General features: G+C 58.3%; 19 protein-coding genes. 2 read left to right on the top strand and 17 right to left on the bottom strand.

The genetic code is table 11. The annotated features are described in order from the left end of the window. Window positions 1-11 precede the first annotated feature (11 nt). Entirely contained in the window at window positions 12-1,001 is a 990-nt protein-coding gene (locus tag KORM41_RS18360) for a zinc-dependent alcohol dehydrogenase family protein (RefSeq protein ID WP_068151798.1), read from the top strand. A 53-nt stretch (window positions 1,002-1,054) separates the two neighbouring features. On the opposite strand, the gene KORM41_RS18355 is transcribed toward KORM41_RS18360, so the two are convergent. The 3 genes from KORM41_RS18355 to KORM41_RS18345 all read right to left on the bottom strand — a co-directional run bounded on the left by KORM41_RS18355 (window position 1,055) and on the right by KORM41_RS18345 (window position 3,810). Beyond that, on the bottom strand, window positions 1,055-2,218 hold the full coding sequence (locus KORM41_RS18355) for a CmpA/NrtA family ABC transporter substrate-binding protein (RefSeq protein WP_068151794.1): 1,164 nt from the start codon (window positions 2,216-2,218) through the stop codon (window positions 1,055-1,057). Further along, window positions 2,208-2,825, bottom strand: coding sequence for an ANTAR domain-containing response regulator (locus KORM41_RS18350; RefSeq protein ID WP_068151791.1), 618 nt, complete (start codon window positions 2,823-2,825; stop codon window positions 2,208-2,210). The genes KORM41_RS18355 and KORM41_RS18350 overlap by 11 nt, the downstream gene beginning before the upstream one ends. A 532-nt stretch (window positions 2,826-3,357) precedes the next feature. Beyond that, window positions 3,358-3,810: an energy transducer TonB gene (locus KORM41_RS18345; protein ID WP_068151789.1), complete on the bottom strand. Its 453-nt coding sequence runs from the start codon at window positions 3,808-3,810 to the stop codon at window positions 3,358-3,360. 472 nt (window positions 3,811-4,282) lie between these two features. Here KORM41_RS18345 and dgcA point away from each other — a divergent pair, with 472 nt between their 5' ends. Then, a complete protein-coding gene (dgcA, locus tag KORM41_RS18340) occupies window positions 4,283-5,260 on the top strand; it encodes an N-acetyl-D-Glu racemase DgcA (protein WP_068151785.1) in 978 nt (325 codons plus the stop codon). A gap of 167 nt (window positions 5,261-5,427) precedes the next feature. On the opposite strand, the gene KORM41_RS18335 is transcribed toward dgcA, so the two are convergent. The 14 genes from KORM41_RS18335 to KORM41_RS18270 all read right to left on the bottom strand — a co-directional run bounded on the left by KORM41_RS18335 (window position 5,428) and on the right by KORM41_RS18270 (window position 19,429). Continuing rightward, entirely contained in the window at window positions 5,428-5,934 is a 507-nt protein-coding gene (locus tag KORM41_RS18335) for a hypothetical protein (RefSeq protein ID WP_068151783.1), read from the bottom strand. Continuing rightward, window positions 5,931-6,665, bottom strand: a complete 735-nt coding sequence (gspN, locus tag KORM41_RS18330) for a type II secretion system protein N (RefSeq protein WP_068151780.1) — start codon at window positions 6,663-6,665, stop codon at window positions 5,931-5,933. Before gspN ends, KORM41_RS18335 begins: the two co-directional genes overlap by 4 nt. Further along, a complete protein-coding gene (gene gspM, locus KORM41_RS18325; protein ID WP_068151778.1) occupies window positions 6,665-7,138 on the bottom strand; it encodes a type II secretion system protein GspM in 474 nt (157 codons plus the stop codon). Before gspM ends, gspN begins: the two co-directional genes overlap by 1 nt. Beyond that, window positions 7,135-8,250 (bottom strand): type II secretion system protein GspL, encoded by a 1,116-nt coding sequence (gene gspL, locus KORM41_RS18320; protein WP_068151776.1) that lies wholly within the window; start codon window positions 8,248-8,250, stop codon window positions 7,135-7,137. The genes gspM and gspL overlap by 4 nt, the downstream gene beginning before the upstream one ends. Then, window positions 8,247-9,233 (bottom strand): type II secretion system minor pseudopilin GspK, encoded by a 987-nt coding sequence (gspK, locus tag KORM41_RS18315; protein WP_068151774.1) that lies wholly within the window; start codon window positions 9,231-9,233, stop codon window positions 8,247-8,249. Before gspK ends, gspL begins: the two co-directional genes overlap by 4 nt. Further along, window positions 9,230-9,841 carry a type II secretion system minor pseudopilin GspJ gene (gene gspJ / locus KORM41_RS18310; protein WP_068151771.1) on the bottom strand — a complete coding sequence of 204 codons (612 nt, stop codon included), beginning with the start codon at window positions 9,839-9,841 and terminating at the stop codon, window positions 9,230-9,232. Before gspJ ends, gspK begins: the two co-directional genes overlap by 4 nt. Next, window positions 9,841-10,212 carry a type II secretion system minor pseudopilin GspI gene (gene gspI, locus KORM41_RS18305; protein ID WP_068151767.1) on the bottom strand — a complete coding sequence of 124 codons (372 nt, stop codon included), beginning with the start codon at window positions 10,210-10,212 and terminating at the stop codon, window positions 9,841-9,843. Before gspI ends, gspJ begins: the two co-directional genes overlap by 1 nt. Next, a complete protein-coding gene (locus KORM41_RS22075) occupies window positions 10,205-10,693 on the bottom strand; it encodes a GspH/FimT family pseudopilin (RefSeq protein ID WP_068151757.1) in 489 nt (162 codons plus the stop codon). The genes gspI and KORM41_RS22075 overlap by 8 nt, the downstream gene beginning before the upstream one ends. 4 nt (window positions 10,694-10,697) lie before the next feature. Next, window positions 10,698-11,159, bottom strand: a complete 462-nt coding sequence (gene gspG / locus KORM41_RS18295) for a type II secretion system major pseudopilin GspG (protein WP_068151754.1) — start codon at window positions 11,157-11,159, stop codon at window positions 10,698-10,700. 11 nt (window positions 11,160-11,170) lie between these two features. Then, complete coding sequence (gspF, locus tag KORM41_RS18290) at window positions 11,171-12,403, bottom strand: type II secretion system inner membrane protein GspF (RefSeq protein ID WP_068151751.1); 1,233 nt, start codon at window positions 12,401-12,403, stop codon at window positions 11,171-11,173. Beyond that, entirely contained in the window at window positions 12,390-13,886 is a 1,497-nt protein-coding gene (gspE, locus tag KORM41_RS18285) for a type II secretion system ATPase GspE (protein ID WP_068151748.1), read from the bottom strand. The genes gspF and gspE overlap by 14 nt, the downstream gene beginning before the upstream one ends. A gap of 7 nt (window positions 13,887-13,893) precedes the next feature. After that, window positions 13,894-15,834: a type II secretion system secretin GspD gene (gene gspD, locus KORM41_RS18280; RefSeq protein ID WP_231727326.1), complete on the bottom strand. Its 1,941-nt coding sequence runs from the start codon at window positions 15,832-15,834 to the stop codon at window positions 13,894-13,896. A 12-nt stretch (window positions 15,835-15,846) separates the two neighbouring features. Continuing rightward, complete coding sequence (locus tag KORM41_RS18275) at window positions 15,847-16,647, bottom strand: type II secretion system protein N (protein ID WP_197421267.1); 801 nt, start codon at window positions 16,645-16,647, stop codon at window positions 15,847-15,849. A gap of 184 nt (window positions 16,648-16,831) precedes the next feature. After that, window positions 16,832-19,429, bottom strand: a complete 2,598-nt coding sequence (locus tag KORM41_RS18270) for a TonB-dependent receptor domain-containing protein (RefSeq protein ID WP_197421265.1) — start codon at window positions 19,427-19,429, stop codon at window positions 16,832-16,834. Window positions 19,430-19,505: the final 76 nt, after the last annotated feature.

Genomic DNA, 19,505 nt, shown 5'->3' with positions numbered 1-19,505 from the left:
GAACAAGACCGATGAAAGCGATGGTACTGAGCAAACAGGGGAGCCCGCTGACGCTTGAGGAATTGCCTTGCCCCAGTCCAAGCCCGGGGCAGATTCTTATTCGCGTCAAGGCCTGTGCAGTCTGCCGCACGGACCTGCATGTGGTAGATGGGGACCTCAAGTCGCCCAAACTGCCGCTTATTCCCGGCCATGAGGTCATCGGCGAAGTTGAAGCGCTGGGCGAAGGGGTTACCCATTTCCGCACTGGCGACCGTGTTGGCGTGCCCTGGCTTGGCCACACATGCGGCACCTGCACTTACTGCAAAAACGGGCAGGAAAATCTGTGCGACCAAGCCAAATTCACCGGCTACACGCTGGATGGCGGTTTCGCGGACCATATGGTCGCCGACGCGCGCTACTGTTTCCCCATTCCTGACGCCTATGATGATGTGGCAGCCGCACCGCTTATGTGCGCAGGTCTCGTTGGCTACCGCGCTTTCAGAATGGTCGGCGAGGCAGAGCATATCGGCCTATACGGCTTTGGGGCCGCTGCCCATATCATCACCCAGGTGGCCGTTCACATGGGGCGGAAGGTCTATGCCTTCACCAAGGAAGGCGACACACATGCCCAGGCCTTCGCGCGAAGCCTTGGTGCTACGTGGGCCGGCAGCAGCAATGAAGCACCGCCCCACAAGCTGGACGCCGCGATATTGTTTGCGCCCGTGGGAGCGCTTGTCCCGGAAGCCCTCAAGCACACAGACAAGGGCGGCACGGTGGTTTGCGCGGGCATTCACATGAGCGACATCCCCACTATCCCCTACAAGAACCTTTGGGAGGAAAGGGGTATTCGTTCTGTAGCCAACCTGACCCGCGAGGACGGCGAACAGTTCCTGAAGATAGCCCCGACCGTTCCGGTAAAGACAAGCACCCACACCTATGCCTTGAAGGATGCCAACAAAGCACTGGATGACCTCCGGCATGGCCGCTTTGAGGGGGCAGCCGTTCTGGTGATGGACAGCTGATCGGCTGAATGACTGACTGCTTTAGTGACTGGCCATTTTAATGACTGGCCGAGTTACCCTCCCACAGAGAATTTGTGCCGATAGGCTTCAATATCGTGCACCGAAAAAGGCACACCATCGAACGCCAGCCGGCCAGGGTCCTCATTGACGGAATTATCCTGTTCCGCCCCCTGAATACCTCCTGTCTCAAGTGGCTGGAAAACAGTCTCCACTTCCTTTTCAAACCCGGCCTCAGCCTGCCCCCAGCGACGCATCTGTGCCAGAAGCCACAGGGCCCCTGCCTTTGTCGGCATGCAGTCACCACCAAACTCAAGATAGCGGGGGACATAGGTCTCCCCAAAGCCTGGCGCCAATTGAGGTTTGCAGGCCAAGGCCCGCGTCAGCACCTCTGCCGGCACATTCAGATAATCCTTGCTCGCCAGGATAAGTGCCAATTCTTCACGGTTCTCGAGCTGGGCAGCCCATTCCATTCCCAGGGCAATCGCCTGAATGGTGCGCTCGGCCACCTCGCCGTGCCCCTTGACCCAGGCATCACGAAACGCCAGCACTTTTTCAGGACTGTAGGGATAGAGGTCCGCCTTCGTGGCAATGATATGACCAATACCGGCCTCCACCGCCAACTGCCCCCAGGGGTCCCCCACGCAGAAGCTGTCGATCTCTCCGGTCGCCAAGGCTTCCAGCATCCTGGAGCGCGGCACGACAATCAGCTCGACATCCAGGTCAGGATCAAGGCCCGCATATGCAAGCCACGCCCGCACTTCATAATTGTGGCTGGAAAAGGCATGAACAACCCCAATACGGATGCGTCGCTCCCCCCGTGTCTTTCGCTGCAAGGCAACAGCCTTTACCAGAACCGCGCTTTCCGCCCGTGGTCCTTCATATTCGCTGCCCAAGAGCGCTATGGCCTCTTCATACAGCTTGGCAGACACGGTAATGGCATTACCGCCATGCCCCAAAAGAAGCGGAACACGCACCGGCACGCGAAGCCCCGAAATCCCCAGATGCATGGCAAGCGCCAGCGCACCCGGCATTTGCGCGCATTCAAGCTGCTCGAATGCCAGCCCGTCCCGGACCGCACTCCAGGATTTCATCTGAATTGGTTCAAGCTTGATGCCCGCCTGCCGGTCGAACCCCAGTTCCTGGGCAACAATCAGGGGTGCGCAGTCTGTCAGGGCGATATAACCGGCCTTGACTGTTGGATACTCATCAAACGGCATCGCGGCCTCCATCCATCAACTGGGCGTCAAGCTCCATCGCGGTGATGATGCTTTGTGCAATCTCCACTAGCTTGCGGCTCTGCTTCATGGCGGCACCACGCATAAGCTTGTAGGCATCGTCCTCAGAAATCTTACGATGGTCCATCAACAGCCCTTTGGCGCGGTCGATGGTCTTTCTGTCTGCCAGGGCATTCCGCGCGGCGTCCCGCTCGTCGGTCAGGCGCTGGAATGTCTCGAACCGGTTGACCGCCACATCGACAACCGCCTGCACGCGGTCGCGCTTCAGGCCGTCCACCACATAGGCACTGACACCCGCCTCGACAGCCCGGCGGATCATCTCCCCGTCAGATTGGTCCACGAACATAGCGATCGGCTTCTTGACCGACTTGGTCACCTGAAACATGCCCTCAAGCGTATCCCGGTCAGGATTCTGGAGGTCGACAATCACCATGTCAGGCGCCAGCGCGGCTATGCGCTGATGCAGGTTCGTGGTGCTCTGGATCGTTACCACATGGGTGTAACCCGCCTCGACCAGCGCCTCCTCCAGAAGCATCGCTCGACCAGGATCTTCATCAATCACCAGAATGTTCAAGTCTTTGTCTGCCATATGTGTCGGTCTCTTTGTTTGCAGCTGCGCTGCTGTTCTATGTACGCTCAACTCGGACAAACGGGCCGGTGGTTACTGACGCACAAACCTCGTCTGACAGCCCTGTCATTCCACTTTGATTACAGCAAGCGGTATGCCAGAATCAGAAAGCCCGCGGGTTTTCGGAGAGCCCGGCATACGACCACCCGGCAAAAACCCGCTAAAATGCTGACTTACCTAGAAAAACACATAGTTTAAGAGATGACTGGATGGACTTTTCAGGCAACGAAAACACCGTCTGACGCACGAATATCCGCCGTAAAATGGGAGCAGCGCCGGTCGGGGCGTGATCAATATTTAATCACTGTCTATTTTGAAATCACATCAAAAGGAACGGTGCCAGATAAGTTAGGGGCGAGGTCTTAAATAAAGACCTCGCCCCAGGGAAACGGCAGTGGAAGGATCTGCACCCACCGGACCTGTCACTTACGTGACATTTGGGAAGGAAGGGAAGGGAAAGTCAGTGTGTGCAGACTGCCGCGGTCGAACTCCCTTAACTTTCTTGGAAGGCGTAAACCACCTTGTAGCGCTTACCGGTCACGGCAACCGGCTCACCCGCATACACGGCTGGCTCAAAACGGAATTGCTCGATCGCCCGAAGTGTCGCCCGCTTGAACAGGGGGCTTGGGCCGTCATCGACGATTTCGGCATTCAATGGCATCCCTTTTTCGTCGATATCCAGCTCCACAATCACCCAACCTTCACGGCCAATGGCTTTTGCGTGGCTGGGATATTCTGGTGATACTGCCTTGATTACCTTGGGAAGGGCATCAGGCTTCACACCAGCCATACCGGCAACCTCAAGCGTATCCGGACCTGTAACAGGGCCTGTGTTGCTGACAGCTTTAGCCGGAGCGGCAGCAGCCATAACAAGACCAAGTGACAGAGCAAATGCGCTCAGGGAAAAAGTTTTCGTCAGGCTTTCAGTTTTCAGTACAGATTTCATGTCAATCTCCATTGGATTCATCTGAAGCCTCGTGGCAAACGCATTATGTTAGGGAGGTACGATTGCGCTGAGGCCAAATACACCATGCAAACCTGCAGCGGTCAGACACGATGCTATGTAAACTCAACCCTTCGATGGATCGGAGATTTGAACCGTCTGCTGTGGCGGCTCACCCTTATAAAAGCAACCTGTGTGCCAGTTATTTTTCTCGCCCTGAGAAAAACACATATTTTTAATAACCAATTGAAATTATTATCATTATTATTTTCCTTCTCTTTTTTTGTGCCAGTAGAGCGGCATAAGTTTCATAAAAGCTTCAACAACCGTTGAGTAATTTTTAGGCAGGCGTTCACACAACGCCTAATTAAGAGGCAGGTTAGAGAAGCTATCTTGAGCAGTCTTTGTGTTGCAGACTTTATTGAACAGATGAAATCTGGCTAAATGGCAGCGCATAAACACACACGGATCGTTCATGGATTTTTCCTTCACCAAAGAAGCCTGGCCCATCGCTGGCACCTTCACCATCTCGCGCGGGTCAAAAACCGAAGCGATGGTTGTCACCGCCAGCGTTCACCATGAAGGCCGTACCGGGCGCGGTGAATGCGTGCCTTATGCGCACTATGGTGAAACTGTGGAAAGTGTGATCGCAGCGCTTGAACGCGCTTCGAAAGACCTGCACTCACCGGCGGACCACAGCAGACTGCAAGCCCTTATGCCAGCGGGTGCCGCCAGAAACGCCATGGACTGCGCCTTATGGGACCTGCGGGCCAAACTGGTCGGCAAGCGCGTCTGGGATATGCTTGGCTTAGCTGAGCCCAAACCTGTAGCAACTGCCTTCACGCTATCGGTCGCGGCACCGAGCGAAATGCGCGAGAAAGCCAAAGCCAATGGGCACCGGCCACTCCTGAAGCTCAAGCTCGCAGGCGATGATGACCTGGACCGTGTCCGTGCGGTGCGCGAAGGCGCCCCTGACGCCGCCATCATTGTGGACGCCAATGAAGGTTGGCAAGAAGATCACTACCGGGCCCTTGTGCCCGCCCTTAAAGACCTGGGCGTTGCAGCCATTGAGCAACCCTTCCCCGCTGGTGCCGAGGAAATGCTGGCATCGCTCCAGCGTCCCATCCCCGTGATTGCGGATGAAAGCTGCCACACGGCTGCGGACATCCCGCGCCTGGCCACACTCTATGACGGCGTCAACATCAAACTGGACAAGTCAGGCGGTCTGACCGAAGCGCTCAAGATGCGTGAAGAGGCAATCAAGCATGGGCTTCAGATCATGGTCGGCTGCATGGTTGGAACGTCGCTCGCCATGGCGCCCGCCATGCTGCTGACCGCCGGCGCCAGCTTCGTGGACCTGGACGGCCCGCTTCTTCTTGCCCGCGACCGAGAGCCGGGACTGACGTTTAAAGGCAGCACTGTCAGCGCCCCACCAGCGGCGCTCTGGGGATAAAAAAAAGCCGCGGACAAGCCGCGGCAATAAGTATGATGCTTTATAGAAACACTAGCGATCCTAAGCGCTTAGGCTGTGCGGTCAACCAATTTAGGCCTGTTTCACAAATGTTTAAAAAGACTGCAACAAAGCACCTGCCCAAGCGCCCAATTGTTACAGTTTTGATATCACTTACAGCCGATCAACCCAATCACAGGCAGTACCGCAGACCAGCCGTCAGCTGTTTCAATCGACACCATACCTGATGGCAGCTTCAGTCCCTGCTGCAAACTGCGCTTCGCTTCAGGCGTTACTGTGACATCCAGCGCGAGGTCTGCCGTTTCGAAAGACTGGCTTTCGAAATATTCCAGCGCGATCCGCCCCTTTTGCGACATCCGCCTCATGGGGCTCTCGACCCCATCAATCATCATGACCGCAGAGCCGTCAGATTTCTGGAAAAATACCAGCGGCGCATCATCGCGCTTAAGCCACAGGAACAGGCCGCATTCCCCAGCCGCCAACGATTGCGCGGGCAGCACGCTGAACCGGGACAGCACTTCGTCACTGCCAAGTGGCTGTACAGCCATTTGAGGTTTATTAGCCACGCGGCTTTCTGGCGGCGTGCTGCCGGTGCTCGTACAGGCCGGGAGGCTGAAAGCCAGAACGCAGAGCGCGAGCCGGTTGAATTTGGTCATAGAAACATATCCAATTCAAATTGCGCGCCCAAACTGCCGTCTGCCCTTGGGGTAAAACTGTAACGCGACAGCAACTGGCGCAGTTCATCAGGTATGTCCGCCCCTGCCGCCGGTGTCAATGTTGCCGACAGGGGCTGCGCGCTTTCACGGCCAATATTACCGTCGATGGCAATGTCCAGCCCCTGCATGGTACCGCGCATCATTACCTGCATCTGCCCGTCCCGGCAAACCAGCTGTCCCGTCAGCACCAGGCCTTCAACCCCAAACCCGCGCTCCAGAATATTGCTGCGCATATCGGCAGCCCCTTCCAGGCAACGGCCACCGGCCGTAACCCGGAATGATCCACCGGTCAACCGAAGCGCACCGGACATCCCTTGCTGCCCCAACCGGGCTTTGGCATCCAGCATCATGTCAAGGTTGCTGATCTGATGGCCGCCGTCAGTCTTCCAGCGAAAACCGCCTTGCAGATTACCGCCAGATAGTTTGATATCTGCCTCGGGCGCCCCCAGAAGAAGTGACAGTCGGCTGATGGAAAAAGCGGCATCGCCAAGCGGCTGGCCCAATGCAGTCACCTGCCTGAGCTTGCCTTGCCACATCGTTCCTTCTGTACCACTGTAGGCGATACCTGCCGGCGTACCAAGCACGGGGATCACAACACTTGCCGGCACGCGAACAATCGCGAACAACAGGAAGACAACAAGCCCGGTAAGGAACAAAGCTCGCCCAGACATCACGCGCCCCTGAACTCTAGCTGCACCCGGACACGGCCTTCAGCCGAAGTCTTTTGTGCCAGCACTTTCACGGGCGCGATGCCATGCGCTGAGCCAAGCTCCTGCAGCCAGCGGAAAAAGACAGCTGAGGGCACGCTTTCCACCCAGACAGTCAGGGCCCCGTCAGCGCCAGGCTGTAGGCGGCTGATGGCAACCCCACTGTCCCGTGCGGTTTGTGCCACTGCAACCCTGAGGGATTCCTTAGCGCCTGGGCGGCCCGGCTTGGTACCGCGCGCGGCTTCAACTTCCGCTGCACCCTGGGCGATCTGCTGGTATACAGCCTGGGCACGCTTGAGCGCACTTTCGCTTGTCCGCTCGTAGGCGACGAGAGGACGAACAAGAGCAAAATACCCAAACACAAAAACCGCCAACGCGCCGGCGATGGTCACCATGGCCCGTTCCCGCGCCGTCAAGTTTTGCCAGAACTCGGTCATACACGCCTCCTGATCGTCAGTTCCGAAGAAACGCGTGCGCCTTCAGTGCGGCTACTGCCTTCCGTGACAACAAGGCCCTTTTCAGCCAAACGCGTCTTAAAGGCCTCGCCCTTGGCAAAGGATGCAAAGGTCACTGTCAGCACCAGGGTGCTGCGCTCACCGTCAAACCGCACGCCTTCAAACATGGTGCTGTCGTCACCGGCTAGGGCATCTGCGGCCAAGCTGGACAGGATCATGAACTCACCGCCGCCCTGCTGGCGTACGTCCTGCACCGCCCGGCGCATTTGCGCCTCCATATTCACCACTCGGCCAACATTCGGCAGCGCTTCACTGAAACGCTCTTCGGCCTTGGCATACAGCGTATCGGCCCTATTGAAATTGTCCGTCGCGGCATAAAGACTTGCGCCGATCCACACCATCAGGGATGCCGCAGCAAGAAGCCCAGCGCGGCGGAAGAAGATGACCCAGTCAGCAACCCCAGATCGCGGGCTGAACGCCCCCTGCAACAGGTTGCCTTCCGCTGCCTGCGCATGCACCAAAAGCTCTTCAAATTCGGCATCAGGCATCTGCTTTGACGCCGCGCCCGCTTCTCCCAGCATTGCCGCTGCCAAGTCAGCCTCAACAGAAAAGCCTGTGCCGTCGCTGATGCGCGCAACAACGAATTCACCAATCTTGGCGGCAACAGCGCCCTCCTCTGGCACCGGCAGCAGCATATAGTCTGGCACCACCGCGCGCACCGGCAGGCCATGAGCACCAGCAAATCCAAGGGCGGCCTGCAAAACGGATCTTGCCATCACACCAACAAGGCGCTCGCCTGTCTCGGCCTCCCGCGTGCCCATCAGGGCAAAATGACGTTCTTCCTGCGCCAGCGCCAGCCTGCCATCCAGAAGCCCGGGCAGAATTTTCATCAGCTTCGCGTCGGGAAAATCCGGAACCGATATCCGCTGACTTGCAACTTGGCCACCGGGGATAACCAACACGGTGTCTGCGCCCGCCTTTGACGCGAGAGCCTCTGGGGCAATCCTGCCGCGCAGGGCACCACCATCCACCAGCAGGGCCTCACCCACCGGCAGACCATCATGGCCCAAGTTTATGACAAGGGTTTCACTCATTGAAATACTCCAAAACGGTGGCTGGCCACATGGGCAGCCCCGTCATCATTCAGCCAGATTTCGCTTGTCAGGCGGCTGATCCCGTCATGAAAGCGAACCCGAACCTGGCTCACCACCCGCTGCGGCTTCACCGCAGTCTGGGCGCGTATGTCCTGTTCAACTGCCTTGCCTTCAAACGCGCGTTCGAAATAGAAATCGGCGATATCCGAATAACCGCCCGAGGGCCGTGTGGCGATCAGCCTGGATGCGAACTCTAGGCTTACGTTCGGCCCAAGAATAGCCGCCAGAAGCGGTGCATCTGCCAGGCGCAGCACATTCACGTTCAGGACCGTATCGGCCGTATTGTCGCGGGCACAAAGATGCGCCCCCACGCGAGCCAGGACCTCGGGCGTATAGCCCTTCACCAGGCGAAGCTCCGTCAGGTCCCGAACCAGTGTATTGGCGGTTCTGTATGGCGTATCGAGCGCCGCATAGTCATAGTCTTCCGCCCCCTGAAGGACAGGGCGCGTGTCGCTATCGATCCAGTCAACCAGCGCGCCAGTCAGCCCCACTGCTTCGCGCTCGGCAAAACCAAGATGAAGCAGAAGGCGGCCATACTGCGCCATGGCCCGCTCGTCCGCCTTGTACCCGCCGCTACCGGCCTTGGACACAAGGCTGTTCACATTGAAACAGTTGCTGGCATCGCTGATCACGCCTTCGATCTGGCCGCCGTCGATCGGATAGGAAACCACTTTGGCCTCCTCCAACCTCGCCTTCGCTTTCCACAGCTTTTCCGCAGCGGTTAGTGCCAGCTGTTCGCCGCCTAGGGCATAATAGCGCGCCTGCTCGAACATCCGGCTTGCCGTATGCCGTTTGGTCATGAAACCAAGCGCGTCAAAGCTGATCGCCATGCCCGCCGCCATAATGGACACCAGCAGCATAACGGTTACCAGCGCCGCGCCGCGGTCTTCCCGCAACCTTTTCAAACTCACGCGCGGCATCATGCCTGCCCTCCAACCAGAAGAACAAATCTCAGGCTTCGGCCATTCGCCATCTGAAACGACAGTTCAGCCAGATTCGGCAAGGGCTTAAGCGCCACCTCTGGGCGCCATTCCTCAATCCACTGGCCCTCGCTTTCAAAGCGAAGCGCCATGGCTTTCACACCTTCAAGCATGACCCGGTCGCGGGGCTTATTGGCTGTTGTAATGTCTGTGCGTTTGAAAGTGCGGCGCACCAGCTTGTCACCTTCCAGCACATAATCCACACGCTCGAGCGCGCTTTCACCTGTGTCCAGCACCGCCCGCATGCCGCCGCCGCGTACAAGGCTCAGTTTCAGGCCGTCCGGCAGATAGGCGCTGCCAGTGAAACCGCGAACTTCGCCCATTTCCATTCGGGCTGGCCGATCAAGCGCCGCCAAAAGGTCGGCCTTTATCACTTCCCGCGCCAGCGTGATTTCCGAAACCCGCCCATCAGCCGCCTGAAGCATCTCCCGGCCGCTTTGGTAACTGGTCAGCAGCGCAACGCCTGCGGCACTCACCAGCGCGAAAATAAAGGTCGCCACCATGGTTTCGACCAGGGAAAAACCAGCATCATTTCGGATACGGAATAACATTATTCAGCCCTCCGAAATCCGGTCAGGGCCGCAAGCTCGCGTCCCTCGTCCGCGGCTCGCACAGAGACCTGAACCAACATCAGGTCGCCGCCGTCAGCAGGCCGCACAGTCTGGCGCCATTCAAAGGCCACGCCCATCTGGGTTTCCTGACCAGTGGTGATGCCGGAAAGTGGCGGATTTGTTTGCCCAAGCACAGTGGCCAAACGGTTGTCCGCAACCGTCGCAGCGAGTGCACGATACTCCACCGCGCCGGTCATGCTAATGGCCTGGGTCTGATGTTCGAGGAGCGACACGGCGGCGAGCGCAAGGATCGCGACCGCAACCAGCAGTTCCACAAGGGAAAATCCGTCTTCTCTTGCGGTATCAACCATCGGTCTTCACCTCAAAAGGGCCCAATTGGGGCACAGTCATAGTGCCCTTTTTCGCCCCTGACGCCAGCGTAAGCGTAAAGGCCGGCTTTTCACCCGTGGGCAGGAAATAGACATGGGCCTGCAGATCCGTGTCAGCGACATCCACTACTGCCCCTTCGACCGTGATATCCAGAAGCCGCGCATCGCCAAAGCTGGCGCTGCCCGCATCAATGGTCGCATCCGACGGCACCCAGCCACTGTCTCCGAGGACCAACAGGTCCATCCCCGTATCCGAGAAATGCACCCCCATTACCTGGCCCGTAATTACGGCCTGGCGCTCCACCGCCACCATCAGGCGACCGGTGCGGGACAGCGTGTCCAGAAGCCTGTCATCCCTTGAGGGCATCGCCAGCACAACGGCGCTCGTCATAAGGCCGATGATGGCCACAACGACCATCACTTCCACCAAGGAAAAGCCTTTATCGGAACGCCAGTTACGCACGGGATCAGCCTTCCTGTTCGGTCCAGTTGCCGATGTCGGCATTCAGGCCTTCACCGCCCGGACGGCCATCCGCGCCGTAGGAGAAGACATCAAACCGGCCGTGTTCGCCCGGAATGAGATACTGATAGGGGTTGCCCCACGGATCACGCGGCAGGCCCTTGATATAGCCTTCGGTGCGCAGGCCACCTTTTGGCGCCCTGGCCAGCACGTCAATGCCTTCTTCAAGGCTTGGGTAGCTGAGCGTGTCCATCTTGTACATCTCAAGCGCCTGGGAAATGGTCTGCACATCGGCGCGCGCCTTTTCCACCATGGCCCGGTCCTGGCTGGGGAGCACATTCACCACAACAACAGTGGTCAGGAGGCCGATGATCACAATCACCACCATCAGTTCAATCAGCGAGAAGCCATCCTCATTGCGCGCAGACGCCTTGAAGGCCGCTTTCAGTTTGGTCCAGACCTTGTTCATCACGGGTCTCCTTACATCAACACGAGGCTGTTCAGCCTCAGGATCGGCAGCATGATTGAGAGCACAATGGCCCCGACAATGCCGCCCATAAAAATCACGATCATGGGTTCAAGCAGGCTGAGTGCCGACTTGGTAAACCCGTCGAATTCGCTTTCCAGATAGTCTGCTGACTTGTGCAGCATCAGCCCCAACTGGCCGCTGCGTTCGCCAGCCGCCGCCATATAGCCAAGCATGGGCGGCAGGCCGTCAACCGCCTTCAGGGCAGCTGCCACGCCCTTGCCTTCGCGAACCTGCGTGCCCGCAGCATCAAGGCGCATGCGAATCTGCGCGTTTTTCACTGTCTGGGTTGCCGCTGTCATTGCCTCCAGCACCGGGCTACCACCCTGCACCAGTGTGCCGAAGGCGCGTGCGAACCGAGCACCGTTGACCGCGCGCACCAGCTTGCCGACAAGCGGCAGCCTGAGAAGCGCGCCGTGAACCGACAGCCGAACAGGCGGCCGCCTGAGCGCAAGCACACTGCCCACGACCAAAAGCACAAGCCCAAGCAACAGCCACAGGCCGTAGCTGGTGAGGAAGTTGCTGACGCCCACCACAATCTGGGTGAGCATGGGCAGGTCACTGCCGAAACTGTCGAACTGGGCGACCACCTTGGGCACCACGAATATCATGAGCGCTGTCACCACGCCCGCTGCCACTGTCATCAGAACTGCGGGATAGATTAGCGCGCTTTGCACCTTGGCTTTGGTTTCCTGGGCTTTTTCCCGGTGGTCTGCGATGCGGGCAAGCACGGTACCCAAGTCGCCCGACGCTTCACCCGCCGCCACCATGGCACAAAAGAGGGTGTCAAACGTGGCGCTTTCAAGCCCCATGGCAGCCGAAAGGCGCATGCCTTCCATCACATTGGCGCGCACGCGCGTGATGACGTTGCGCGTGGCTGGTTTTTCCGCCTGTTGCGCCAGTGCGGCCAGGGCTTCCTCAACCGGTGAGGCAGCCTGCACCATGGTGGCCAGCTGGCGGGTCAGGAGCGCCAGGTCTTTCTGGCTGATCTTTTCAGTGCGCAAAAACTGCGTAAGCCGGATGCCACCTTCAGCACCGGCCTTTCCGCCGCGGGCGGGCCGCAGGTCCGTTGGATAGAGCGCCTTGGCCATCAGGCGCTGGCGGGCATCGCCTTCACCGTCTGCCGTAATGGTGCCGCGCCGGCTTTTGCCCGCGCCGTCAAGCGCCGTATAATCATACGCCTGCACCTGGGGCCTCCTTCACGCGCGAGACGCGCATCACTTCTTCAACGGTGGTCACACCCTTCATCACCAGCGCCCGACCGCTTGCTGAAAGCGTGTCCGCATTCCGGAACGCATGGTCTGCCATATCGGCTTCGGACGCGCCGTCCTGGATCATGCGCTGCAGTTGGTCGTCTATCCGCACCAGTTCATAGATGCCAACCCTGCCGGAATAGCCCTTGCCGCCACATGACGGGCAGCCCACGGGCTCAAAAAGCGTTGCAGCTTCGGACGCCTGCGCACCCAACTGTTCCCGGACCAATGCCTCATTGTGGGCTGGCTTCTTGCAATCGCCGCACAGCTTCCTGACCAGCCGCTGCGCAAGAATACCCTTGACCGTGGACGCCAGAAGGAAAGGTTCCACGCCCATGTCGCGCAGACGAGTAATGGCCGCCACAGCGCTGTTCGTGTGCACGGTGGAAAGCACAAGGTGGCCGGTCAGCGATGCCTGGATGGCCATCTCAACCGTTTCCATATCCCGGATTTCACCAACCATCACCACGTCAGGGTCCTGCCTGAGGATGGCCCGAAGGCCAGAGGCGAAGGTCATGCCCACCTTGGTGTTCACCTGCGTCTGGCTGACACCGTCAAGCGCATATTCCACAGGGTCTTCAACCGTCATGATATTGCGGCTCTGGTCATTCAATAGCGCAAGGCTGGCATAAAGCGTGGTGGTCTTGCCCGACCCGGTCGGGCCTGTAACCAGAATGATGCCGTTCGGCTCAGCCAGCAGGTCCCGTATGCCGGCATGCACACTTTCCTGCATACCCAGGTCTTCCAGCGTCAGTTGCGCGCTTGAGGCATCCAGAAGCCGGAGCACCACCCTTTCGCCGTGCCGCGACGGCAGCGTGGATACCCGCACATCGAAGGTGCGGTCCCCCAGCTTGAGCGAAAGCCGTCCGTCCTGCGGGATGCGTTTTTCCGCGATATCAAGCCGGGCCATAACCTTGATGCGTGACACCAGATATGGCGTCAGCCGGGCCGCCAAGCTGGCAACCTCGTTCAGCACACCGTCGATACGAAGGCGCACAGACAGGCGGTTTTCAAACGGTTCCAGGTGGATATCCGACGCCTTGGTCTTGACCGCTTCCGCAATCAGGCTGTTGATCAGGCGGATCACCGGCGCTTCGTCTTCGCTGGCCAAAAGGTCTGCCGCTGCAGGCATGCCTTCAAGCGCGCTGTCGAGGCTTTCGGCAGGCATGTCACTGTCGATACCTGCATCAATGCCCTCAACTGCATGCATATCGGAAAGCATGGCATCGAACGCCTTCTTGTCCATGCTGGAGACATTCAGGGGCCGTCCAGCGACACGCCGCACTTCGGCAAGCATCATCGGGTCCGCGCCTTCACGCAGGGCGACTTCAGCCGCACCGTCCAGCATTGCTGTCACCGCAATGCCGTGATCGCGGGCGAACATATAGCGCAGAAATGGTGCCTCTTTTTCAGCCATGAGCCAGTTACCTCTCAGCCCCTTTGCCCATCACTTCTTCCACCAGAAGGTCCAGCGACAGACCGGTTTCCGATGCCGCCTGCTGCGCCCGCATATAATTGTATTTCTTGGCAGTCAGCGCCTCTGCGTCACCTGCTGACCGTACAATGGTCGGACGCAGGAAGATCATCAGGTTGCGCTTGGAGCGGCTTTTGCTGTCAGACCGGAAAGCACGACCGAGAAGCGGGATATCGCCCAAAAACGGCACCTTGTCGACTGACACGCTTTCGTTTTCCTCAATCAGGCCACCCAGCACGACAATCTCACCATTCTGAACGCGCACAGTTGTCTGGATTTCGCGTTTGTTGGTGATCAGCTCATTGGCGCCTGTTGTCCCTGCGATGGACGAAATCTCCTGGCGGATCATCAGGTGGATTTCCTCGCCCTCGTTTACTTGCGGCGTGACCTCAAGCTTCACACCCACATCCTTACGTTCGATCGTTGTGAAGGGGTTGGTGCTGCTGCTTGTCAGCGTCTGGCCCGTGGTGATCGGGATTTCCTGGCCGGAGAGGAAGCTGGCGGTCTCATTGTCCATTGCCATGATCGACGGGGTCGAGAGGATGTTGCTGCCGTTGTCCTGCTCAAGCGCGTTGAGAATGGCGCCGAAAATTGTGCCGCCGTCCGTTTCGCCCGCGATACCGAGACCGAAACCGGAGAAGCCAAGGAGAGATTCCACAGCCGCGGCGCTTGCGAGGTCTTTTGCGGACGTGCCGTCGCCGTCACTGTCGTTCAGTTGCAGCGCGCCTGTAAGCGCCAGGATATTCGGCGCCGTGTTGGAATAGTTGGCCACGGTGAATGGAATGTTGCTGCTCTTGCCGCCCGCAAGAATATATTGAACGCCCAGATCCTTCGCCGCTCCTTCCGAGACTTCCACCACGATCGCTTCCACCAGCACCTGCGCCCGCGGCACATCCAGCATATGGATAACGTTGGCGATGCGCTGCTGCATTTCAGATGAGGCATTGATGACGATGGCGTTGGCGCCCGAGTAGGCAGAGATCATGACATCGCCGCCGGCATTGCCCTCGCGCCCCGTCATGGAGCGGGTCACGGCCTCCAGCATCGGCAGCATTTTTTCCGCCGTGCCGTAGCTGAGCTGCACTACACGCAGGTCCCCGCGGGAGGCATTGTTGGCGTCCAGCTCCTTCAGGACCGGCAGGAAAGTATCGATAACATCCGCGGGACCTTTAAGAACCAGCGTGTTGCTGCTGTCGAGCGGTAGCGCCGTCAGCGACTGGGTGACATTGTCGTCAAAGCCCGGCTGCGTGGCCAGCTTGACAGCGATATCTGCCATCTCGGATGCGCTGGTGTTTTCAAGCGCCAGCGTGCGGATCACGGAATGGTCGATATCCAGGGTGGCTACCAGCTTGGCGATGCGCTCAAGATTGTCAGCAAAGTCTGTCACGATAACCACGGGCGTGCCCTTGCGGGCAAACACACGACCCTTCTTGAAGGAAAAGGGCTTGATGGCCGCCTGCACCGCCAGCGGGTCGGCATACTTCAGCGTGAAAACCTGGGTTATCAGCAGGTCGCCCTTGCGGGCCTCGTCCACCGGGCCCGCGTCTTGGGCCGCGACTTCGTCCGGCACCACCTTGAAGGCGCCTGAGGCTGTCGGGACCAGGGTAAAACCATTAACCTTGAGTGCAGACAGGAAGGTCTGGAACACGCCCTCAATAGTGACCTGTTCAGTGGAGACCACATTGATGGTACCGCGCACACGTGGGTCGATGATGAATGTCTTACCGGTAATGGTGGCAATATCATCGATGAAGGCGCGGATTTCGGCATCACGATAGTTGAGCACATGGCCCTCCGCTGCCAACGCTGTCGGCGCGAAAGGCACCGCAGCCAGCATCAATGCCCCGACAAGCGGCCTCATGAGCCATTGAGCATTCTTAAAAACTTTCATGATCCAAATTCCCTAGAGCCCCAGGCTGAGACTGCGTGTCTCGCCCCGGCGTTCGATGGTGAGATCGATACGGCGGGCACCTGCCAGCTCTTCGCCGATCTCTGAAATACGTTCAAATGAGTTGAGCGGCTCGCCATTGGCTGCCAGCAGGATATCCCCACCTTCGAGGCCAAGAGCCGCTGCCGCCTCGGGCATATCTCCCGGCAGGCGAAAACCGATGATTCGCCGGTCACGGCGCACGGGCTCAAGCTGCAGGTTCGCCAGATAGCTGAGTGCGCCGCCAGTGGCGCGTGAGCTTGTTGCGGTCGGGCCGGATGCCGCAGCCATGGGCCGCGCTGCGCGTTCACCCTGCGGGCGCAGGTAAACCGCTTCCAAGCTGCCGGAGCGGATGATTTCAAGCCGGTCTTTATATACGCCTGCCAGCTTCACACCCGGCGATATAATGTCACCCACACGGACAACCTGTTGGCTACCGTCTTGGGTTTTGACAATGGCGCTGCCTTTGCCGTCGCCCATTGCACGAAGGCCAAAAAGTTCAAGCTTGAGGCTGCTTTCCGGTGCCGCTTCCACGGCGGAGACGGCGCTTATTTCCGGGACGGCGCGAAAGAAGGGATCGAAGCCGGTCAGCATGCCGGTATCGGCATCTGAGTGCGCATTTTGGGCGCGCGATGCTATTAAGGGCTGCGCCGATGGTGTCTGTTCGGGTTCCATGATTCGGAACATCAGGCCGGATGCCTGATAGGCAATCAGAATCACCAGACAGAGCTCAAACGCCAAAATCCCCAAACGCAAGGCGCGGGGCTGGCGGGACACAGGTGTCACCTGTCTTTTTCCATGTCCATACGTGTCCATGAAACTAGTACGTCTCCAAAAAGCATCATCATTCGTTTTTTTTGTGCCGGCATCTTTGCGCCGTTTTGTTGCACTTTTTTTGCGGTGGCCGATTTTTCGTGCTCACCAAGGCCCGCCGCCGAAGCGACGGGCCGATTTTTCGGTGTTAGAACTTGTATTTGAAGCCAATGCTGAAGGTGCGACCGATTTCGTACCCTTCGGTGATAACACCGTCCTGCACGTATTCGATTTCATCACCAAGCAGGTTTCCTGCTTCGAGACTCACTTCAAGGATGTTGCTACCCACTTCAAACTCGCGGCTGTAGACAAAGTCCAGAAGGAGCGGTGGGTTTTCATATTCGTCACCCGCGCCAAACACACCCAGGAGCGCCTGACGGCGGCCGGTGTAGTTCAGGATGAGGGACATATTGTCCACGTCACCGCGCCAGCCAAGCTGCGTGTTGGCAAGCCATTTGGACTGGCCCTGGAAGGTACGAACTGCGTTCGTTACAACGCCCAGGTCAGCGGTCGCTGTCACAGTTTCAGAGTCGATATAGGAACCGTTAGCGCGAACATAGAACTCGCGGCCATAAAACTCCCAACCAAACCAATCCTGCACATCCAGGATTTTTTCGACTTCAACCTCGATACCCTTCAGCTCACCGGATTCACCGTTCACGTAGGTGATCAGGCGGCCTTCACCAAGGGCACGGCTGCTGCGCTCGATCGGGTTGGAAAACTTCTTGTAGAAGGCACCAATCGTCAGGCTTTCACCCGGCGCGAAATACCATTCGAAGCGAGCGTCATAGTTGTCGATTTCGGCAATCCGCAGTTCAGGGTTACCCTGTACGGAAATGTTCCGCTCGTCATCCAGGAAGCGGGCCGTTGAAAGCTCGCGGGCTTCCGGGCGGTTCACTGTTTGGCTGTAGGCGAAACGGATCTGCATGTTGTCGACGATTTCATAAGTCATCGTCGCGGCAGGCAGCCAATATTCGCCCTTCTGGGTCACAAGAAGCGGATCAAGCGTAATACGGTCAACCGTATCAATCACCTGCTCGCTGTTCTCATAGCGCCAGCCAAATGCGAACCGAAGGCGTGGGCTGATTTCGATATCCGCACCCAAGTACCCCTGGATATTTTCGAACTGCGCGGAATAGAAGTCAGACGCATCGAAAATCTCGGTCAGCGTAATGCCGCCTGGGCGGATGTTGCCTGGGCCGAAGATGATCTCAGGCGCCAGCGCCCGCAGGTCTGTGCTGATACCCGCCGGGAAGGCGAAGTTATAGCGCACCAGACCGAAGCTACGGTCTTTGTCCTGATAGGTGAAACCACCTTTGACGTCAGCCAGGAAGCCGCCGATATACATCGGCTGAACGAAGTCCAGGCCGAACTCCATGGTTTCCTCATCAAGGGCGTTATAGACGGTGGTGTTACTGTCTGTCCGCGCCAGGATCAGGTCGGCGTCAAGCTGTGGGTTATACTCGTACGTGGTATCGCGGCGCAGGGGCACATCCCGGTCGGAACGGGAGATGTTGGCGCGCCAGTTGATTTTCGTGGTCTGGAACGTGTCGCTATCGCCGAACAGATTGACATAATGCTCACCCGTCAGCTGGTTGGTCCAGACCTGGCTTTCGATCCAGTCGATGAACGACCGGGTCCGGAGCGCGTCTTCCTGTGCAAACTGACCTTTTTCGATCAGCGCCCGCTTGCTGCTATCGCGCAGCACCGTACCGGTGAAGTTGATCGAGTGATCAGCGTTGAATTCATAACCAAGCGACAGGATACCATTGAGCGAGATATCAGTGTTGGACTGACGCACACCGCAACCACTTACATCTTCGCCGTCAAATTCAGGCATGTCGCACACTTCAGGAGCGGCGTTCGAGCGGATAACCGGACCAGCGTTTGACGTGGTCACCGTGCGGCGAACACCGTCACGGTGCCGCTGGTTGATATCGTAAGTAACAGCGGTGAAGAAACCAAACGCGCTTTCGTCACCAACATCATAGCGGTTACCCCACACCAGGTCGAAACCGGCGCCTGGATAAAGCGGTTCGCTGTCGATGGACCAGATGTTCGGGATCGCTTCGCCTGCGGCTTCCAGCTCTTCCGGCGTCAGGCTTGCGAGCGTCACATCCTTCAGGAGCTCTTCCGGAATGTCGCGGCGGGAGCCACCAAAGCCGAAGATTTCGGACCCAGTGCCATCGTAGTTGAGGCCCGTCTTGCCGGTTGCTTCAGTGTTGTATTTGCCTGAGATGCCGATTTCCAGAACGAAGTCGTCAGGAATGGCCTTGGTGCGCAGGTCAATCACACCACCACCGAAATCAGCAGGGAATTCTGGTGAATAGGTTTTCTGCACCAGAACGGATGAGATCAAGCTGGTCGGGAAGATGTCAAGCGGGACAACCCGGCGCAGCGGGTCCGTGCTCGGGATGCCCGAACCGTTCAGGAGAGTTGAGGAGTAGCGGTCACCAAGACCACGAACGTACACATAGCCGTCACGCGTCCGGGAAAGGCCCGGCAGGCGCTGGATGGCACTCGCGATGTCGCTGTCACCCGCCAGGGCAAAGGCTTCGCTGTCGAGGACGTTGGCGATTTCAGACGTCGCGCGCTTTTCGTCTGGCACGTAGCGGCCGGTAACCGTGATTTCTTCCACGTCTACCGTCATAAGCTCCGGCTTATCTTGAGCGATTGCTTCGGCCGGCAGTATCAATACCGTCGAGGCCAGAAGCACGCTTTTCAAACTCTTTTGGGTCAATTTCATTTCGGGCACCATCAGTTTTCTTTACTTATGCTGAGCGCCGCGGCACGGCACGAGCCTGAGCCCTGCCGCGGCGCCT

The organism is Kordiimonas lipolytica, from assembly GCF_001550065.1.
Note: the sequence above shows the minus strand (reverse complement) of the source record. Positions and strands in the feature narration are given on the sequence as shown.